Genomic DNA, 18,009 nt, shown 5'->3' on the forward strand with positions numbered 1-18,009 from the left:
TTCCTGTACGTACAGCCACACTCTCGTGTCATACCCCGCGAAGGCGGGGTATCCAGTACGCCGCGGCGCCTGAGGCGAAGGCGAGGTCTCCGGGATACTGGATCGTCCGCTCCAGTGCGCAATGCGCACAAGGCGGACGATGACGGCGGAGCAAATCGACCACCTCCGAGCCCCGAAACGCTCAGAAAAATGCCTGGATGCCCGTGATGGCGCGGCCCAGGATCAGGGCGTGGACGTCGTGGGTGCCCTCGTAGGTGTTGACGGTCTCGAGGTTATGGACGTGGCGCATCACGTGATACTCGATCGAGATGCCGTTGCCGCCGTGCATGTCGCGCGCGACGCGGGCGATGTCGAGCGCCTTGCCGCAATTGTTGCGCTTGACGATCGAGATCATCTCGGGCGCGAACTTGCCCTCGTCCATCAGGCGGCCGACGCGCAATGAGCCCTGGAGGCCCAGCGCGATCTCGGTCTGCATGTCGGCGAGCTTCTTCTGCACCAGCTGGGTCGCGGCCAGCGGCTTGCCGAACTGCTTGCGGTCGAGCGTGTACTGGCGGGCGCGGTGCATGCAGTCCTCCGCGGCGCCAAGCGCGCCCCAGGAGATGCCGTAGCGGGCGCGATTGAGGCAGCCGAACGGACCCTTGAGGCCAGAGACGTTGGGCAGCAGCGCGTCTTCCGGAACCACGACGCCGTCCATCACGACCTCGCCGGTGATCGAGGCGCGCAACGACAGCTTGCCGCCGATCTTCGGCGCGGACAGGCCCTTCATGCCCTTCTCCAGCACGAAGCCGCGGATCTGGTTGTCGTGCGCGGCGGATTTGGCCCAGACCACGAACACGTCGGCGATCGGTGCGTTCGAGATCCACATCTTGCTGCCGGTCAGGCGATAACCATCCGAGACCTTCTCGGCCCGGGTCTTCATCCCGGCCGGATCGGAGCCTGCGTCGGGCTCGGTCAGGCCGAAGCAGCCGACCCACTCGCCGCTGGCAAGCTTCGGCAGGTACTTCTTGCGCTGGTTCTCGTCGCCATAGGCGTAGATCGGGTACATCACCAGCGAGGACTGCACCGAATTCATCGAGCGATAGCCGGAATCGACCCGCTCGATCTCGCGTGCGACGAGGCCATAGGCGACGTAGCTCGCATTCGCGCAGCCATATTCCTCCGGCAGCGTGATGCCGATCAGGCCGAGCTCACCCATCTCGTTGAAGATCTCGCGATCGGTCTTTTCTTCGAGATAGGCCTTGGTGACGCGCGGCAGCAGCTTGTCCTGGGCATAAGCGCGAGCGGTATCGCGTACCATGCGCTCGTCCTCGGTGAGCTGCTCGTCGAGCAGGAACGGATCGTCCCACTGGAAAGAAGCCGAAGCCGGCTTGTCCTTGGCCTGAGGGCGCACGCTCATGAAACGTCCTTTCGCATCTGGTTCCGTCAAGAATTGCCCGACAAACTAAAGCGCCGCGGCAACAAGTGCAATTGCATCCTGGTTTCGGTCATTCCGGGGCGCGCATCAGCGCCAACCTGGAACGACGTTGTCAGGTGTCGAGCTGTTCGTTGGCGACGATCTCGATACCGAAACCCGACAATCCCTTGTAGTCGTGCACCGACGAGGTGAGATGGCGGATCGAGCTGACGCCGAGATCGCGCAGGATCTGCGCGCCGACGCCGACCTCGCGCCACTGGCGGTTGCGGTCGGCCTCCGTCGACGTCTCATCCGGCAGCGGCGACACGGGGACACCGGCCGCGCCGTCTCGCAAATAGACCAGCACGCCGCGGCCCGACTTCTTGAAGTGCTCGAGCACGGCCGCCATACGCTTGTGGCCGGTGAAGGTGTCCTTGACGATATTCGGCTTGTGGAAACGCGTCAGCACGTTCTTGCCGTCGCCGACGCCGTTATAGACGAAAGCGACGTGGGCGATGGAATCGAACGGCGAGCGGTAGGCATAGCCTTGCAAGGGTCCAATCGGGCTTTCGGTGACGAAGGTCGAGACCCGCTCGATCAGCTTTTCGCGGGCCTGGCGGTAGGCGATCATGTCGGCAATGGTGACGTGCTTCAGCTTGTGCTGGGCGGCGAAGCGGGCGACCTGCTCGCCCTTCATCACGCTGCCGTCGTCATTCATCAACTCGCTGATGACGCCGACCGGCGGAAGCCCCGAAAGCTTGCAAAGATCGACCGCGGCCTCGGTGTGGCCGGAGCGCAAGAGCACGCCGCCGTCCTTGGCAATCAGCGGGAAGATGTGGCCGGGCCGGGCGAAGTCGTTGGCGCCGACATTGGGATTGGAGAGCGCGCGGCAGCAGGAGGCGCGCTCCTCGGCCGAGATGCCGGTGCCGCCGTCGGGCTTGTAGTCGATCGACACCGTGAACGCGGTGGTGTGGGCGGAGTCGTTATGGGCGACCATCGGATCGAGCCGCAGCCGGCGCGCGTCCTCCGTCGTGATCGGCGCGCAGACGATGCCGGAGGTGTGGCGGATGATGAAGGCCATCTTCTCGGCCGTGCAGAACGAGGCCGCGACGATCAAATCGCCCTCGCCCTCGCGATCCTCGTCATCGGTCACGACGACGAGCTCGCCCCGGGCAAAGGCCTGCAAAACTTCCTGAACGGTATCGGGCATTTCCCAATCTCTATCGGTTATGGGCCGGAGGCTTAGCCGGACGCCTTAGCCGGACTTGGGCCCGCGCGCTAGTGTCCTGGACGCAACCGCATATGCCAGGAGGCAGTCTGCGGGCAGGCTTTCAGGCCTTGCACCCAACATACCAGCGATATAGGCGCGGATGTTTCAGGAAGGAAGGCGGCCCGGAGGCCATCAGGGCAGCACTTCGCGCCGCTCGCTCAGCCGCACGTCGAGCTCGGCGCGCTTGTCGGCCAGGAGGCCCGCCTGGGCGGCTTCGATCACCGTAAACAGCTCGTGGGCGTCGCTGAGCCGGGTCACGGTGACATAGCTGGCGCCGGCCCCATAGAGCTCGCCGACATCGGACAACAGATCTGCGGTCGCCACGATCAGGGCATTCGGGTTGAGGGTGCGGACGTGGCGAACCAGCTTCTCGTTGCTGGCGCCCTTCAACAGCGCATCCGGCACGCTGAGGATGATCATCTCGGACTTGCCGATCCCGGCGTGGAGCAGCGTGTCGACATTGCTGATGTCGCCGTAAATTACGTGCAGGCCGCGCGAAAGCAGGGTCTGGTACACATTGGGGTTGAAATCGACCACGGTGATCTGGTCGAGCAGCAGCGGGTTCTGCCGCTCGATCTCGGCGAGCAGCGCGCTTGCCGCACGGAAAAAGCCGAGGATCACGATGCGGCGGGCCTCGCCATGGCCGCCCTCATCCCCCTCCTCGGCATGGCCGTTGCCATGATCGAGATCGCGCAGGCCGATCCGCTTGAGGGGGCCGATCGCCCAGCGGGTGATCTCGTCGCTGCGCGTCATCACGAAGGTCGAGAGCACAGCGAGCACCACGAAGGCGAAGGAAGCCGCATTCGCCGTCTCGGCGGCGATGTGATTGTCGGCGACGCCGGTCTGGATCACCACCAGCGAGAATTCGGAGATCTGCGCCAGGTTGATCGCCGGCAGCAGGCTCGCGCGCAGGCCCTGCTTCATCAGATAGAGCGGGGTGAAGGTGGTGACGAGGCGGCTCACCACCGTGAACGCCGCGATGAGCAGCGCGAGACCAATCACCGAGAGGCCGGGCACGGGAATGGTCATGCCGAGCGCGACGAAGAACAACGTGATGAAGAAGTCGCGCAGCGTGGTGACCTTGGCCGTGACGTCGAGCGCATACGGAAAGGTCGAGAGCGAGACGCCGGCGATCAAGGCGCCCATCTCGCGCGACAGCGAAAGCTGCTCGGCGGTCTCGGCGACGAGAAAGCACCAGGCGAGCGCACCGAGCAGGATCAGCTCGGGACGCCGCGCAATCTGGTGAAACAGCCGCGGCAGCACGTAACGGCTGACCAGCAACGCGGCCGCGACCAGCACGGCGACGCGGCCGATCGAGAGCAGGATGACGCTGATTTGGAGGTTGGCGAGGCTCGGCTGCACCGCCAGGAACAGGATGGCGAAGATATCCTGGAGCACCAGGACGCCGAGCGTGACGCGGCCAGGCAGCGTGTCGAGTTCGCGCTTCTCGTAGAGCACCTTGACGATGATGACAGTGCTGGAGAGCGCGCAGGCGACGCACAGATAGAGCGCATCGAAATGGCCGCCGCCGAGCGTGAGCCCAATGCCCGCGAAGAACAGGATGCCGAGCAGGCAACCGCCGAGAAGCTGGCCGCCGGCTGCGAACAGGATCACCTTTCCCGCCCGCACGATCTTCTTCAGGTCGATCTCGAGCCCGATCATGAACAGCATGAAGATCAGGCCGAGTTCGGAGATGACCCCGATCGATTCCTGCGACTTGACCCATCCGGCGCCGAATGGACCAATGCAGAAGCCGGCGATAAGGTAGGCCAGGATCAGCGGCTGCCGAGAGAAATGGGCGAGCAGGCCCAGCATCCAGGCAAACAGAATACAGAGAGTGATATCGCGAATGAGTTCGTGCATGCCAGATCGGCCCGTTTCGCCGCACCCTAGAGACCGAGTGCGGCGCGGCAAGCGAGCAATTCGTCACATGCTGATGGGGCTCACCGCTGCAATGCTGCTATGCCCGTTCACGCCGGCCCTGCCCGCGCTCGCACAGCCCAAAGTCAATATCGAGCAAAACTTTGCCGATTCACTCACGGCGGTGCCGAAGGAGGACCTCGGCGTCTCCGGCGGCTTCTATGTGCCGGCCTATTCCAGCGTCGCGATGAGCCAGGGCAGACTGCGCGTCGACTTCTCGGTCACGCTGAGCGTGCACAACGCCTCCGAGACCCAGCCGCTGGTGGTCAAGCGCATCGCCTATTTCGACACTGCGGGCAAGCAGGTCGAGAGCTATCTGAAGTCGCCGGTGGCGCTCAAGCCGCTCGCGACCGTCTCGATCTTCGTTCCGACCGACGATGTGCGCGGCGGGACCGGAGCCAATTTCATCGTCGACTGGGCCGCCACGGGCGATATCGCCGAGCCGGTGGTCGAGGCCTTGATGGTTGGCGGCGTCGCCAACGCGCATTACGCTTTCATCAGCCAGGGCCGTCCGACCCGGACGGCCGGCAAGAAGTAAGGCAGGCCGGCGCAAAGCCGGCCGCTCAACAAGAACAGAGACGAGGAACGCTCCCATGACGTCCAGCTTCGATTTCGCACCCCTGTTTCCCGCAGGGCTGCCGGCCCCTTCCGCGCGCTGGACGGGCCTCGCCAAATACAGTTTTGTCGGCGGCAACAACGATTCCGAGCAGGTGCCGCTCGACGACCTGATCGAGGCGGCCAATCTCGCCCTGCAACGCGAGGGCCGATCGCTTGCCACCTACGGGCTGGCGCACGGCCCGCAGGGCTATTTGCCCTTGCGCGAATTCCTCGTCGCCAAACTGAAGCGCGATGCCGGCATCAGCTGCACGATCGACGATCTCATGATCGTTTCCGGCTCGTTGCAGGCACTCGACCTCGTCAACAACACCCTGCTGGCGCGCGGCGATACCGTGATCGTCGAGCAGGAGACGTATCAGGGATCGCTGCAACGGCTGACGCGGTTGGACGTCAACACCATCGGCATTCCCCTCGACGAGGACGGCATGCGCATGGACGCCCTGGCCTCGACGCTGGCCGACCTGAAGCGCCGGGGCATCCGGCCAAAATACATCTACACCATTCCGACCGTGCAGAACCCGACCGGCAGCATCATGCCGGAGAGCCGCCGCGCCGAATTGCTGCGGCTGTCGGCCGAATATGGCGTGCCGATTTTCGAGGACGATTGCTATGCCGACCTCGTCTGGTCAGGACAGCGGCCGCCGGCGATCCACGCGATGAGCCCCAACGGCGGGGTGATCCATATCGGCTCGTTCTCGAAATCGATCGCGCCGGCGCTGCGCGTCGGCTTCATTCTGGCACCCTGGGATGTGATGTCGCGGATGCTGGCGCTGAAGACGGATGCCGGCTCCGGCGCGCTGGAGCAGATGGTGCTCGCCACTTATTGCAAGCCGCATTTCGCAACTCACGTGCCGGCGCTGACCAAGGCGCTACGCACCAAGCTCGACACACTGATGGAGGCGCTGAACGAGCAGTTCGGGACGGCTGCCGAATTCGAGGAGCCCAAGGGGGGCATCTTCCTGTGGGTGAAGCTGCCCGACCAGGTCGATACGCTCAAACTCTATCAGGCAGCGCTCACCGCCGGCGTCTCGATCAACCCGGGACCGGAATGGTCGACCAACAAGGGCCATTCCGGCTCGCGCCTGCGGCTGTGCTTTGCCAGCCCGACACACCAGCAGATCCGCGAGGGCGTCGCCGTGCTGGCCGAGGTCTGCCGCAAGGAGTTTGGCGTGCCGACCCGCAGCGCCAATGTGGAGAAGGCGCAGGCGTAGGCGCCGTTTAACGGTCTCGTAGACGACCGGGCCAGGAATGCTAGACTTCGATCTCGTTCGAAGCGGGGCTTCCTGAGACATGACACGTTGTTTGAGCCGCTGGATCACGGCTGCGCTGCTGTGGGTTGCGCTCGCGTCCCTGACTCACGCCGAGACGCTCGCAGCGACAGTCGAGCGATGGGGCTTGCTCGGCTCATGGTCGGTCGACTGCGCGCTGCCACCCGACCGCGACAAGGGCACGATGCTGACCTACGAGATCTGGCCGGACGGCCGGGTGATGTACCGGCGCAATTTCGGTGAGGCCAAGGACGAGAGCGAGCTGGTGTCCGCCACGGTCAACGCCGAAGGCCTGCTCAATCTGATGGTCTACTTCCCCTCGCTGCATCAAACGCGCGAGTTCGGATTGCTGCTCTCGAAGGACGCCGGCCTGCGCGCGATCTACAATCGCAGCGAGCGCGGCGAGTACACGATCAGGGACGGCAAATACGTCAAGACCGGCGCGCCAACACCGCCGCAACGACGCTGCGATTAAGCGCTATTTTGAGCATGATCTTGTCGGAGAACCGCTTCGCACTTTGCGCTAACGCGGCCCTTCGGATCCGGATCATGCTCGTCTGAACATCCATTCAGAATTCTCCCGCAGTTCCTCCGGAACGTTCCCGCGTATGAGCGGTTCTCATGTGCATTGAATTGGAGGAGGACATCGTGAAGAAGCTTGGTTATGTGGTTGCGGCTCTCGGCGCGCTTGCGATCGTTGCACCGATGATGGCGAGTGCCGAGACAGTCGTCATCAAGGGCGGCCATCACGGCGGCGCCTACGGCGCCCGCGCCGAAATGCGCGAGCATCGCGACCACGGCTGGCATCGCGGCTGGCACCATCACGACCGCGTCGTGGTGGTCAAGCGTGGTCATCACCACATTGACTAATGCGCAACGCAACATGGAAATGGCCCCTCACGGGGCCATTTCTTTGCGTTTGAAAAGCATAATGAGAAGACTAATCCCACACGGGCGCGAAGCCAGGATTGACGCAGCGTCTTTCCTTCGGCAGCGCGGCGATCTTCTTGCGGTCGGCATCGTCGAGCGTGATCTTCAGCGCATCCAGATTGGCCTGCTGGCTCTCGCGGCGCGATGCCTTCGGAATCGCAGCGACGCCGTCCTGGTCGAGCAACCATTTCAGCGCGACTTGAGCCGCGGTCGCGTTGTGCTTAGCGCCGATCTCGGCGAGCACCGGATCGGATGCAACGCGCCCCTGTGCGAGCGGGCAATAGGCGACCAGCGGGATCGACTTGGCGGTGAGATAGGCCAGAACCTTCGATTGATCGAGCATCGCGTGATATTCGATCTGGTTGCAGGCGATCGGCGCCTTGATATCCTCGACCACGGTCTTGAGCAGTGCCGTGGTGAAATTGGCAACGCCAATCGCCCGCGTGCGCCCCTCCGCCTTCAGCTTCATCAAGGTCTCGAACACCGCACCCCAGTTCGCTGCTTTCGACGGCCAATGCACGAGATAGAGATCGACGTGATCGAGCCTGAGCTTGTTCAGGCTGGCATCGAAGGCGCGGCGGATCGCATCGGGCGCCAAATTCTCGTGCCAGACCTTTGTCGTGACATGCAGCTCGGCCCGCGGCACGCCCGCGGCGGCAAGGGCGGCGCCGATCGCCTCCTCGTTGGCGTACATCTCGGCGGTGTCGATGTGGCGATAGCCGATTGACAGCGCGCTCTCGACCGCAGCGCGGCACGCGTCGCCCTGCATGCGAAAAGTGCCGAGGCCGAGCTTGGGAATGCTTATGCCCTGTGTCTTCAGATTGTCCATGCGGTAACTCCTGACGTATTTCGGCCCGCCAGACACGCGGTGAGGCCGCGGCGATAGACTCTTTGGTGATGGAGAAGAGGTGGCGGGAAAAGGCACTATAGCGCGGGAGCTGCGCAGTGGCCAATCAAGATCGGGTTAGCGCCTCTTACGAATGCTGCGCCACCACGGCCGGGCGTACCTGCGGCTGCGGCTCGATGTCGACCGACCAGAGGTCGCGGTTATCGACATCCTTCAGCGTCACGATCATCACGCCGGTCGTGCCGTCGATGTCGACGCGACCGAAGAACTGCAATCCGAAGCAGGGCGCGAGATTTTCCCCTTGCGCTTCGCTGCAGCCGTTCTGGTACATCGCGACCGGACCAAAGGTGTTGTCGAGCTCGCCCGGGCCCCAGGTGCCGGCATGCAGTGGGCCGGACACGAACTCCCAGAACGGCTCAAAATCCTGGAATTGCGCCTTGTTCGGATCGTAATAATGCGCGGCGGTGTAGTGCATGTCAGCGGTGAGCCAGACGATGTTGCGCACACCAGCGCGCTTGATCGAGGCAAGAAGATCAGCGATCTCGTGCTCGCGCCGATCAGGCGGACCGTCACCGAGAGCGACGGCATCGAGGCTGATCAGGCCGATTGGCAGATCGGCCGCGATCACCTTCCAGGTCGCGCGCGAAGCGGTCAACTCCCGCTTCAGCCAGGCGAGCTGCTCGGCACCCAGGATCCAGCCGCGATGGTCGTCACCCTTGTTCCAGGTGTCGTCGCGATAACTGCGCATGTCGATCATGAAGACGTCAAGCATCGGCCCGTAACCGATCTTGCGATAGACCCGGCCCTGCCGCGCGCCGATGTCGCGGATCGGCATGAAATCGAAGAAGGCGCGGCGCGCACGCGCGACCAGACGCGGCGTGCCGTCGTCCTCATAGCCAGCCTCGTCGTAGCTGCCGGTGGGCGACCAGTCGTTGGTGACCTCGTGATCGTCCCACTGCGCAAACATCGGCACTTGCGCGTGGAAGGCGCGAAAATTGTCGTCGAAATGGTTGTATTTGTAGTTGCCGCGGAACTGCGCCAGCGTGTGCGCGACCTCCGCTTTTTCTTCGGACACGAGGTTGCGCCAGGTCTCGCCGTTCGGCAACTTTTGCTCCGACGGGATGGTGCAGTCGGCATAGATGTGATCGCCGGAGTGGATGAAGAAATCCGGGCGGTTGTCGAGCATGGTGCGATAGCTGCGATAGCCGCCGCGCGCTGTGTCGATGCCCCAGCCCTGCCCTGCGACGTCACCGGACCACAGGAACGAGATCGACTGGCCGGCGGCCGGCGCGGTGCGGAAATGGCCGATGCGGCTCTCGCTGGCGATGCCGGTCGCGATGTCGTCAAAGCGCACACGATAGAAGATGTCCTGCCCTGATGGCAGATCGTTCAGCAACAGTTTTGATGTGCAATCGGCATCGGGCAACGCATCGCGAGATGCCGCAGCAACGATCGTCTTGAAACTCTCGACGGTCGAACATTCCACCTGCATCCGCGCAGGCCGGTCGGCGCGCGCCCAGATCACGGCGGAGCCGTCGGAAATATCGCCGGACTGGATGCCGCCCGCAATCTTCGGGCGGTCGGCGGCGCGACTGATGGAGGGTCTTGCAAGCGTGCCGAGCGAAGCTGCAGCGAGGCTGGAGGTCGATCGAACCAAAAACTGCCGCCGGGTCCATGCGCGCGAGGCGCGGAGCGTTGCCATTCAGGAAACCTTCGTCGAATCACGACGGAAGGTGCCTGCGCTCCTTGACTCCCGGCTTACGGTTTCTTGACTCCGCGCCGACGGTTTTGCGACGCGGGGATGACGACCCTAGACCGGACTAGCGCTGCCAGTTGCAGATGCCGCCGGAGCGGCACGGCCAGGTCTGGATTCGAGTATCCCTCGCCTGGGCGTCCAGCGGATTGCCGTGACGATGCGCAAGCCTGGTGCGCGCTGCCCCGCGTGGCTGCGCGCTCCTGGTGTGCGCGACCTTTGGCTCCGACACGTGCACGCGTTCGGCGGCGACCTTCTTCGGCACGTCGATCGGCTCGGCACGCGCCTGCGCCTCGTTGCCGCCCTTCGCTTCGAGCGCGACGGGTGCGAACCGCGTCTCGGGCCCGAGCCGCCTCGGCGACAGCACGGCCTTTGAGAGATCAAGGCCCAGATATTCGTCAGGCTTGTAGTCGTCAGCGCGCGCGACGCCGCCCCATGCGAGCACGAGGGCAACGGCAACAGCAAAACGAACGCTCTTCAGGACCACGGACGCCTCCTGAAATTGATTATTTAAGAGGTAATTTACCTCTATTTAGGAGGCGTCGCGCGCAATTCCAGCGGTCAGTTGCCGCCGTGGTTAAGAACTTTGGCGGTGTCAGGCAACTTTTCTTGCCGTTCCCGTACCCTCCAGGAACCCCATCAGGCGGTTGCGAATGATTTGTTCCGCCTCGCCCATGACGCGATCGACGAGTTCCTTGCAGGAGGGGATGTCGTGGATGAGGCCGGCGACCATGCCGCAGCTCCAGGCGCCGGCATCCATCTGGCCCTCCAGCATGACCTTGGGATAGACGCCCGCGACCTGATCGTGGATGTCGTCGATCGTCAGCTTGTCGCCCTTGGCGTGCTCGATCTCGAGCAGGCGATCGACATTGGCGTTCTTCAGCACGCGCTCGGTGTTGCGCAGTGCGCGCATGATCAGGCGGGTGTCAAGCTCGGTCGCGGCGACCAGTGCGTTCTTCACGTTCTGATGCACCGGCGCTTCCTTGGTCGCGATGAAGCGCGTGCCCATGTTCATGCCGGCCGCGCCGAGCGACAGTGCCGCGACGAGACTGCGCCCATCGGCCATGCCGCCGGAGGCGACGAACGGGATCTTCAACTCTTCTGCCGCGCGCGGCAGCAGGATCATGTTGGGAATGTCGTCCTCGCCGGGATGGCCGCCGCACTCAAAGCCGTCGACGCTGACGGCGTCGCAGCCGATCCGCTCGGCCTTCAGCGAGTGGCGCACCGAGGTGCATTTGTGGATGACCTTGATGCCGGCCGCCTTCAGCGCCGGCATGTAGGCTTCCGGGCTGCGGCCCGCGGTCTCCACGGACTTCACGCCCCCCTCGACGATGGCCGCGATGTATTCCGGATAGGGCGGGGCCGAGAAGGTTGGCAGGAAGGTGAGGTTCACGCCAAACGGCTTGTCCGTCATGTCGCGGCAGCGCGCGATCTCTTTCGCAAGCAGCTCCGGCGTCCTCTGCGTGAGGCCGGTGATGATGCCGAGCCCGCCGGCATTGGAGACGGCGGCGGCAAGCTCGGCAAAGCCGACGAAATGCATGCCGCCCTGGATGATCGGGTGCTCGATGCCGAACAGTTCGGTGATCGCGGTCTTCACTTAAGTACCTCCCGGAATTCTGCCTGGTGTTGGGATCAATCTAGCCGGACTCTTTGCGCCGCGGTCACCATTTCTCTCCGAAGGGGCGGATCTCCATCTCGAAGGTCCAGGCGCTCTTCGGCTGCTGATAGAGCTGCCAATAGGAGTCAGCCACAGCCGACGGCGGCATCAGGAGATCGGGATTGTCGAGCGCGTTGGGCCCCAGCGCCTCGAGCCGGCGTTGCCGCACCCATTCGGTGTCGACGCCGGAATCGATGATGAGATGGGCGACGTGGATGTTCTTCGGACCAAGCTCGCGCGCCATTGCCTGTGCCACCGCGCGAAGTCCGAACTTGGCGCTAGCGAACGCCGCAAAGCCGCTGCCGCCGCGCAAGGACGCGGTCGCGCCCGTAAAGAAGATCTTGCCGCCGCCGTGCGGCAGCATCAGCCGCGCCGCCTCGCGGCCTGCGAGGAAGCCGGAATAGCAGGCCATCTCCCAAACTTTCCGGAACACGCGTTCGGTGGTGTCGAGGATGGGGAAATTGACGTTGGCGCCGACGTTGAAGATGCAGACCTCGAGCGGCGCGTGCTTGTCGGCGTCGTTGAGGAAGGAGATGACCTCTTCCTCCTTGCGTGCATCGAGCGAGCGCGCGTGAATCTCGCCGCCGGCGGCCTCGACATCCTTCACGAGCGGCGCGAGCTTGTCGCCGTTGCGGCGGCCGGCGAAGATCGAAAAACCCTCGACGGCAAACTTCTTGGCGATCTCAGAGCCGATGAAATCGCCGGCCCCGATCACGGCGGCTGTCGCGTTTCGCTTGGGCAAGGTCGCCTCCTCCGGTTGAGAGCATGTGATTGGATCGGAGGCTATAGTTCTAAAATAGAACTGTCAAATCCTGCCGGTGAATGCTATGGTTTGCTGCGAATAGCGTCGATCATTCAAGTCGGTTCCTTTTTCAGACTTACGATGACCAGCCGGAGACCGAATCATGAAGTGGGACACTCTGGACGAAGAACCCTGCTCGCTCTCCCGCACCGTCGCCGTGGTCGGCGACCGCTGGACGTTGTTGATCCTGCGCGAATGTTTTTTGCGCGTGCGCCGGTTCGAGGGCTTTCAATCCTCGCTCCAGATCACGCGCCACCTGCTCTCGGAGCGTCTGAAGAAGCTGGTCCGCTTCGGCATCCTGCGCCGCGTCCCCTATTCCGAGGCGCCGAAGCGCTACGAATACATCCTGACACAAAAGGGGCTCGACCTCTACCCGATCATCATGGCGATGGTGCATTGGGGCGACACCCACATGGGCGACGAGCGCGGCCGTCCGCTGCTGCACGAACACAAGTCTTGCGGCAAGCTGTTCGATCCGGTGATGGTGTGCTCGGAATGCGGCGAGGTGCTGCATGCCAAGCAGGTGCATGTGCATGCGGGGCCGGGACGGAGACAGGTGGCGGCGGGGTGAGCCCGGTGTCGTCCAGGCGAAGGCCAGGACCCATTACCCCGACGTGCAGTTTGGCAAAGACTCGGAGTTCCGGTACTGCGACGACCCGCCATCGATAGTTCCCGCGGTATGGGTCCTGGCTTTCTCGCCAGGACGACGTTGGGGCTTCAATGTCCCCGTGCTGGCGCTTGCAGGTCGATGGGCCGCAGCACGGCCGCGATCGGAATCATCAGCAAAGCGATGATCGCAAGCGTCCAGAACACGTCGATATAGGCAAGGAAGTCGACCTGCTGCTGCAAGGTTCGGCCAACCCAGGCGACCGCCTGCGACGCCGCATCGCTCGCGTTCGAGCCCTGGGCCTGGAAGAAACGCGTCATGGTGTCGATGGTCTGCTGGTAGCCGAGATCGGATGGCGCGGCGTGCTCGATCAGCCGACTCTGGTGGAATTGCTGGCGCTGGGCCAAAATCGTCTGCGCCAATGCGACGCCCATGGAGCCGCCGATGTTGCGGGCGACGTTGATCAGCGCGGAGGCCTGGTTGGTCTTGTCCGGCGGCACGCCGTCATAAGAGGCGGTCGTCACCGGCAGGAACAGGAAAGGCAGCCCGATCGCGAGGAAGATACGCGAGAGCGCCGCATAGCCATAGGTGATGTCGCCGTTCAACCCCGTCAGATGCCACATCGAGAACGCGACCACCGCGGCCCCGAACATGATGAGATATTTCGGCTGCACCGTGCCGACGAGGCGGCCGACCACCGGCATCAGCATCAGGGTCGCAACCCCGCCCGGTGATAGCGCGAGACCTGCCAGCAGCGCGGTGTAGTTCAGCTCGGTCTGGAGCAGCTGCGGTAGAATCTGCGTCGTGGAGATCAGCACCGCGCCGGTGCCGAGCATGACCAGGAAGCAGGCAGCGAACTGGCGACGACCGAGCAGGCGAAGGTCGACGATGGGATCCTCCCGCGTCAGCTCCCACGGGATCAGCGCAATCAGCGAGATCGCCGAAAGTACGGCAAAAAACACGATCATGTCCGAGCCGAACCAGTCGTTGCGCTGCCCCTCGTCGAAAACGTATTCGAGCGAGCCGAGCCCGATCGCGACGAGCAGGAAGCCAACATAATCGACACGCAGCCCCTTGTTCAGCAGCTTCTCCCTCTCCTCCTCCGCGCCCGACGGCTCCTTGACGAGCGTGCCCACCAGGAACAGCGAGAGCAGTCCCATCGGGACGTTGATCAAAAACACCCAGTGCCAGGTGTAGGTGTCAGTGATCCAGCCGCCGAGCGTCGGGCCGATCACGGGCGCGACCACGACGGCGACGCCATAGATGGCAAAGGCCTGGCCGCGCTTCTGCGGCGGGAACGAATCCGCCAGGATCGCCTGCTCGCTGGTCGCCATGCCGCCGCCGCCGAGGCCTTGCAGGATGCGGAACAGCACCAACGACTGCAAATTCCAAGCGAACCCGCACAGCAGCGAGGCGACCGTGAAGGTCGTCACGCACATCATGTAGAAGCGCTTGCGGCCGATCACGGTTGAGAGCCAGCCCGAGATCGACAGCACGATGGCGTTGGCGACGAGATAGCTGGTGATGACATAAGTGCTCTCGTCGATGCCGACCGCAAGCCCGCCGGCGATGTGGCGCAGCGCGACGTTGGCGATGGTGGTGTCGAGCACCTCCATGAAAGTCGCGATCGAAACGACGAAGGCGATCAGATAGGGATTGTGCCCGCCGGCCGCCGAGCGCTCCGGCGACCAGCCTCGCGCCGAGGCTCCGCCTTCCGCGACGTCGGTCATCGCACCCGGGTCCAGGGCACGACCGACATGCCGGGGCCGACCGGCAGATCGGGCGGCCAGTTGTCGACCACGATCTTCACCGGCACGCGCTGCACCACCTTGACGTAGTTGCCGGTGGCGTTCTCCGCCGGCAGCAGGCTGAACGCTGTGCCGGAGCCCGGCTGCACGGAACCGACATGGCCGGTCAGCTTGCGCCCGGGATAGGCATCGATCCGGATCTCGACCGGCTGGCCCGGCCGCATATCGTTGAGCTGGGTCTCCTTGTAGTTGGCGACGATCCAGACTTCGTCGGGCACGAACATCATCAGGCTTTGCCCTGCGGTCACGAAGGTGCCCTTGGCGCCGCTGAGCTTGACGACGCGTCCGGACTGCGCCGCGACGACGCTGGTGTATTGCAGGTTCAGATTCGCTTGGTCGAGCTGCGACTGCGATTGCTCGAGCTGCGCCTTGGCGCCTTCGAGCTGCGCTTGCAGCGTCTTGATGCCGACCTGCGCCGCAACAACCGCGGTCTTGGCACGCTCGGTGTTGGCCTGCTGTGCCTGAAGGTCGGAGCGAGTCTGCTGCTGGCGCTGCACTGTGCCCGCGCCTTTCTCGACCAGGTCCTGGGCCCGCGAAAACTCCTCCTGCGAGAATTGGAGCTGTGCCTGCGCCTGTTCGAGCTGAGCCTGGGCCTGCTTGATCTGTTCCTGCTGGGAAACGATCTGCGCCTCGACATTAGCGATATTGGCCTTCGAGACCGCAACCTGCGCAGCCGCCTGTTCGATCGCAATCCGATAGTCGCGCTCGTCGATCTTGGCGAGGAGATCACCCGCATTGACATGCTGATTGTCCGTGACCGGGATGTCGGTCACATAGCCACCAACCTTCGACGCCACGGAAAAGCTGCGCGCGGCGACGAAGGCGTCGTCGGTGGATTCGTAATGGCGAATTTCGAGCCAGTAGAGCAGACCGCCGACGAGTGCAGCGATCAGCACGATGGCGCCGATAGTTGCCAGCAGCCAGTGCTCGCGAAGCCGGTCGCGCAGCGACGGCGCCTTGGCCTGGTCTTGCGACTGGTCCTTCGTCTCAGGGCTTTGGTCCGGCGAATTCTTCGGAGCTTCCTTCGCCTTCTGCGGCAGCGGCTGCTCCGCGGACGGCCCACGTTCCCGGGTATGAGCATCCACGGTGAACACCTCGATCAGGACTGAACCTGCGGCAAGCGGCCGAAGCCAAGCTCGCGCGCCGAGGGCCTAACCGCAGCGCCGAAGCATGGTTCCGGCTTGCGGTGCAGCGCTGTTATTCGTGAATCCGCTGCTCAAGAAAGAAGCGCGGCACTCTGCGTGCCGCGCTCACTTCGATGTCTCTCGTCAGCACATTTGGGTCAATGCGTCTTTGTCTCGTGCCATTTTCCAAGATCAGACTTCACCTCGCCCGATCTTTGTTCCTTCTCCGGATTGCCCTTCCAGGGCTTGTCCGTCTGGGCGTGCGATCCCCAATCATTCTGATGTCGGGGATCGTCGGTGGGCCGTTCCTTGCTCATCGCATCTCTCTTCGTGTGAAGCGTCTACGCAAAGGGAACACCGTAATAGGCGTTGATGCCACGAACTGCGGCGTCATCACCCCAGTTCCAGTCGTTCCTTTCGCCGTATTTCGGCGCGCCTTCGAGCTCCTTGGTGGTGATCCCAGTGACATAGCCGCCGAGCTCGGTGTCGTATTTCAGCGATTGCCAAGGCAAGGGATAGTGGTCGTTGCCGAGCCCCAGGAAGCCGCCGAAGCCAAGCACGGCGTAGGATACCTTACCGCTGATCTTGTCGATCATTACGCGCTCGATCGAACCAATCCTGTTCCGATCGGCGCCATAGACCGACGTACCCTCGACCTTGTCGCTGCCGATCAACCGGCCCATTTCGGTTCGATCCAGTTCGGCTTGATTCAACATCGCGATTCTCCACTCAGCCGATGTGTGGACCAACCGGACGCAAAGATGATCGTTCCAAAGCGCGTTGCTCAACTCGTCGGGAACATGGCGCGAAACGCGCTGTTCTCTGAGTTTCACGCCTGCGAAACCGGGAGCCGCCCGCGATGTCCCAGACTGCCTCCAACTTCATCGTTCAGCGTCTGCATCAATGGGGCGTGCGCCACATCTTTGGTTATCCGGGGGACGGCATCAACGGCGAGCACGCAAAAAACTTCGTGCTCGCACTGATGAAGGGCGATCCGAATGAGAGCGGCGTGATCAAGGGGGCAGCGCGGCAGGTGCTCGAGTCAATCCTGCCCGGAAAGGAATGAGGGAAGCCATGAGCGATTTCCGCGATATTCAGCACGGCGTCAACGATCCCGTGGATGGCGTCGACGTGAAGCGACAGATCAACGACAACCAGACACCGCACGAGCGTGCGCAGCACCACGCCGATGTGCGGTCGGAGCCCTCAGCCTCTCCCGGCGAACCATTCCTTCCGGAACGACTTCGGCGCAAGCCGACCGATCCGATCAACCCACGCACCGGCAGGAATCCGACGGGCTAACCACTTAGGAACCTCGGTCCCTGCGGCGTGTTGGTCGGCGCAAACGCCGCGCGGCAAAGCCGCGCCGCCACCCCGGAGGAGCCGAAACATGAAACGAACTATCATCGCCTTTGCTTGCGTGCTTCTGGGCGGGCCCCGCGCTCGCCCAGTCGCTCGGTGAGAAGACCGGCGTCAACTCGACGCTCGGCGGCGCGCCGACCACGGCCGATTTCGTCAAGGAAGTTGCGGTCAGTGACATGTTCGAGATTGAATCGTGCAAGCTTGCCGAGCAGAAGGGTAACGCGCAGGAAAAATCCTTCGCGCAGCAGATGGTGGCCGACCACACCAAGACCAGCAGCGAACTGAAGAGTCTCGTCGGCGGCGGTAAGGTGCAGGCAACTCTGCCGACGGCGCTGGACAGCTCGCACCAGAGCAAGCTCGACAAGCTCAAGGGCGCTACCGGTAAGGATTTCAGCTCGGACTTCGATTCCTACCAGACCAGCGCACATGAGGACGCGGTCTCGCTGTTCGAGCGCTACGCGAAAGGCGGTGACAATGCCGCATTGAAGGACTGGGCCGGCAAGACGCTGCCGACGCTGCGTCACCACCTCGACATGGCACAGGAGCTCGGCAAGGCGCCGAGCGTTGGACAGTCCAAGTAAGCAATTGATGGGGATGCCGGCCTCGCCGCGAGCGTAAGGCGCGCGGCTTCGCTGGCATCTTCAACAGCG

The 18,009-nt window shown here is 63.5% G+C and carries 18 protein-coding genes and 1 pseudogene; 8 read left to right on the forward strand and 11 right to left on the reverse strand.

Annotated elements, in window-relative coordinates; genetic code table 11:
* Positions 1–181: 181 nt before the first annotated feature.
* The 3 genes from ABIB73_RS15760 to ABIB73_RS15770 all read right to left on the reverse strand — a co-directional run bounded on the left by ABIB73_RS15760 (position 182) and on the right by ABIB73_RS15770 (position 4,526).
* Entirely contained in the window at positions 182–1,396 is a 1,215-nt protein-coding gene (locus ABIB73_RS15760; protein WP_354225256.1) for an acyl-CoA dehydrogenase, read from the reverse strand.
* Between the two features lie 130 nt (positions 1,397–1,526).
* The gene (ribB, locus tag ABIB73_RS15765; protein ID WP_354225257.1) at positions 1,527–2,603 is read right to left on the reverse strand and encodes a 3,4-dihydroxy-2-butanone-4-phosphate synthase; all 1,077 of its coding nucleotides are present in this window, start codon (positions 2,601–2,603) and stop codon (positions 1,527–1,529) included.
* A gap of 192 nt (positions 2,604–2,795) precedes the next feature.
* Positions 2,796–4,526 carry a cation:proton antiporter domain-containing protein gene (locus tag ABIB73_RS15770; RefSeq protein ID WP_354225258.1) on the reverse strand — a complete coding sequence of 577 codons (1,731 nt, stop codon included), beginning with the start codon at positions 4,524–4,526 and terminating at the stop codon, positions 2,796–2,798.
* Between the two features lie 67 nt (positions 4,527–4,593).
* Between ABIB73_RS15770 and ABIB73_RS15775 the strand changes: the two genes are divergently transcribed.
* The 4 genes from ABIB73_RS15775 (at position 4,594) to ABIB73_RS15790 (ending at position 7,339) form a co-directional block, all read left to right on the forward strand.
* A complete protein-coding gene (locus ABIB73_RS15775) occupies positions 4,594–5,121 on the forward strand; it encodes a DUF3124 domain-containing protein (RefSeq protein ID WP_354225259.1) in 528 nt (175 codons plus the stop codon).
* Between the two features lie 55 nt (positions 5,122–5,176).
* Positions 5,177–6,412 (forward strand): aminotransferase-like domain-containing protein, encoded by a 1,236-nt coding sequence (locus tag ABIB73_RS15780; protein WP_354225260.1) that lies wholly within the window; start codon positions 5,177–5,179, stop codon positions 6,410–6,412.
* A 79-nt stretch (positions 6,413–6,491) separates the two neighbouring features.
* Positions 6,492–6,944 carry a hypothetical protein gene (locus ABIB73_RS15785; RefSeq protein ID WP_354225261.1) on the forward strand — a complete coding sequence of 151 codons (453 nt, stop codon included), beginning with the start codon at positions 6,492–6,494 and terminating at the stop codon, positions 6,942–6,944.
* Between the two features lie 173 nt (positions 6,945–7,117).
* On the forward strand, positions 7,118–7,339 hold the full coding sequence (locus tag ABIB73_RS15790) for a hypothetical protein (protein ID WP_354225370.1): 222 nt from the start codon (positions 7,118–7,120) through the stop codon (positions 7,337–7,339).
* Between the two features lie 70 nt (positions 7,340–7,409).
* On the opposite strand, the gene ABIB73_RS15795 is transcribed toward ABIB73_RS15790, so the two are convergent.
* The 5 genes from ABIB73_RS15795 to ABIB73_RS15815 all read right to left on the reverse strand — a co-directional run bounded on the left by ABIB73_RS15795 (position 7,410) and on the right by ABIB73_RS15815 (position 12,398).
* Complete coding sequence (locus ABIB73_RS15795; RefSeq protein ID WP_354225262.1) at positions 7,410–8,228, reverse strand: aldo/keto reductase; 819 nt, start codon at positions 8,226–8,228, stop codon at positions 7,410–7,412.
* Between the two features lie 145 nt (positions 8,229–8,373).
* Positions 8,374–9,948 (reverse strand): alkaline phosphatase D family protein, encoded by a 1,575-nt coding sequence (locus tag ABIB73_RS15800; RefSeq protein WP_354225263.1) that lies wholly within the window; start codon positions 9,946–9,948, stop codon positions 8,374–8,376.
* A 118-nt stretch (positions 9,949–10,066) separates the two neighbouring features.
* Complete coding sequence (locus tag ABIB73_RS15805) at positions 10,067–10,486, reverse strand: hypothetical protein (RefSeq protein WP_354225264.1); 420 nt, start codon at positions 10,484–10,486, stop codon at positions 10,067–10,069.
* Between the two features lie 108 nt (positions 10,487–10,594).
* Complete coding sequence (locus ABIB73_RS15810; protein ID WP_354225265.1) at positions 10,595–11,596, reverse strand: NAD(P)H-dependent flavin oxidoreductase; 1,002 nt, start codon at positions 11,594–11,596, stop codon at positions 10,595–10,597.
* A gap of 64 nt (positions 11,597–11,660) precedes the next feature.
* Positions 11,661–12,398, reverse strand: coding sequence for an SDR family oxidoreductase (locus ABIB73_RS15815; RefSeq protein ID WP_354225266.1), 738 nt, complete (start codon positions 12,396–12,398; stop codon positions 11,661–11,663).
* Positions 12,399–12,561: 163 nt separating this feature from the next.
* Here ABIB73_RS15815 and ABIB73_RS15820 point away from each other — a divergent pair, with 163 nt between their 5' ends.
* A complete protein-coding gene (locus ABIB73_RS15820; RefSeq protein WP_354225267.1) occupies positions 12,562–13,029 on the forward strand; it encodes a winged helix-turn-helix transcriptional regulator in 468 nt (155 codons plus the stop codon).
* A 146-nt stretch (positions 13,030–13,175) separates the two neighbouring features.
* On the opposite strand, the gene ABIB73_RS15825 is transcribed toward ABIB73_RS15820, so the two are convergent.
* The 3 genes from ABIB73_RS15825 to ABIB73_RS15835 all read right to left on the reverse strand — a co-directional run bounded on the left by ABIB73_RS15825 (position 13,176) and on the right by ABIB73_RS15835 (position 16,713).
* Positions 13,176–14,795: a DHA2 family efflux MFS transporter permease subunit gene (locus ABIB73_RS15825; RefSeq protein WP_354225268.1), complete on the reverse strand. Its 1,620-nt coding sequence runs from the start codon at positions 14,793–14,795 to the stop codon at positions 13,176–13,178.
* The gene (locus ABIB73_RS15830) at positions 14,792–15,958 is read right to left on the reverse strand and encodes an HlyD family secretion protein (protein WP_354225269.1); all 1,167 of its coding nucleotides are present in this window, start codon (positions 15,956–15,958) and stop codon (positions 14,792–14,794) included. The genes ABIB73_RS15825 and ABIB73_RS15830 overlap by 4 nt, the downstream gene beginning before the upstream one ends.
* Positions 15,959–16,338: 380 nt before the next feature.
* The gene (locus ABIB73_RS15835) at positions 16,339–16,713 is read right to left on the reverse strand and encodes a PRC-barrel domain-containing protein (protein WP_354225270.1); all 375 of its coding nucleotides are present in this window, start codon (positions 16,711–16,713) and stop codon (positions 16,339–16,341) included.
* A 143-nt stretch (positions 16,714–16,856) separates the two neighbouring features.
* Here ABIB73_RS15835 and ABIB73_RS15840 point away from each other — a divergent pair, with 143 nt between their 5' ends.
* From ABIB73_RS15840 to ABIB73_RS15850, 3 genes and pseudogenes are all read left to right on the forward strand, one after another.
* The gene (locus ABIB73_RS15840; RefSeq protein ID WP_354225271.1) at positions 16,857–17,063 is read left to right on the forward strand and encodes a hypothetical protein; all 207 of its coding nucleotides are present in this window, start codon (positions 16,857–16,859) and stop codon (positions 17,061–17,063) included.
* Positions 17,064–17,071: 8 nt separating this feature from the next.
* Complete coding sequence (locus ABIB73_RS15845; RefSeq protein WP_354225272.1) at positions 17,072–17,299, forward strand: hypothetical protein; 228 nt, start codon at positions 17,072–17,074, stop codon at positions 17,297–17,299.
* 88 nt (positions 17,300–17,387) lie between these two features.
* Positions 17,388–17,940, forward strand: a pseudogene (locus ABIB73_RS15850) (DUF4142 domain-containing protein).
* Positions 17,941–18,009: the final 69 nt, after the last annotated feature.

This window comes from Bradyrhizobium sp. F1.4.3 (assembly GCF_040548375.1).
Taxonomy (GTDB): Bacteria; Pseudomonadota; Alphaproteobacteria; order Rhizobiales; family Xanthobacteraceae; genus Bradyrhizobium.

Coding starts and splice junctions, on each gene's coding strand:
- ABIB73_RS15800 (WP_354225263.1), bottom strand. CDS start 9,948: ATGGCAACGCTCCGCGCCTCGCGCGCATGGACCCGGCGGCAGTTTTTG.
- ABIB73_RS15760 (WP_354225256.1), bottom strand. CDS start 1,396: ATGAGCGTGCGCCCTCAGGCCAAGGACAAGCCGGCTTCGGCTTCTTTC.
- ABIB73_RS15780 (WP_354225260.1), top strand. CDS start 5,177: ATGACGTCCAGCTTCGATTTCGCACCCCTGTTTCCCGCAGGGCTGCCG.
- ABIB73_RS15845 (WP_354225272.1), top strand. CDS start 17,072: ATGAGCGATTTCCGCGATATTCAGCACGGCGTCAACGATCCCGTGGAT.
- ABIB73_RS15825 (WP_354225268.1), bottom strand. CDS start 14,795: ATGACCGACGTCGCGGAAGGCGGAGCCTCGGCGCGAGGCTGGTCGCCG.
- ABIB73_RS15835 (WP_354225270.1), bottom strand. CDS start 16,713: ATGTTGAATCAAGCCGAACTGGATCGAACCGAAATGGGCCGGTTGATC.
- ABIB73_RS15820 (WP_354225267.1), top strand. CDS start 12,562: ATGAAGTGGGACACTCTGGACGAAGAACCCTGCTCGCTCTCCCGCACC.
- ABIB73_RS15840 (WP_354225271.1), top strand. CDS start 16,857: ATGTCCCAGACTGCCTCCAACTTCATCGTTCAGCGTCTGCATCAATGG.
- ABIB73_RS15775 (WP_354225259.1), top strand. CDS start 4,594: ATGCTGATGGGGCTCACCGCTGCAATGCTGCTATGCCCGTTCACGCCG.
- ribB (WP_354225257.1), bottom strand. CDS start 2,603: ATGCCCGATACCGTTCAGGAAGTTTTGCAGGCCTTTGCCCGGGGCGAG.
- ABIB73_RS15795 (WP_354225262.1), bottom strand. CDS start 8,228: ATGGACAATCTGAAGACACAGGGCATAAGCATTCCCAAGCTCGGCCTC.
- ABIB73_RS15770 (WP_354225258.1), bottom strand. CDS start 4,526: ATGCACGAACTCATTCGCGATATCACTCTCTGTATTCTGTTTGCCTGG.
- ABIB73_RS15785 (WP_354225261.1), top strand. CDS start 6,492: ATGACACGTTGTTTGAGCCGCTGGATCACGGCTGCGCTGCTGTGGGTT.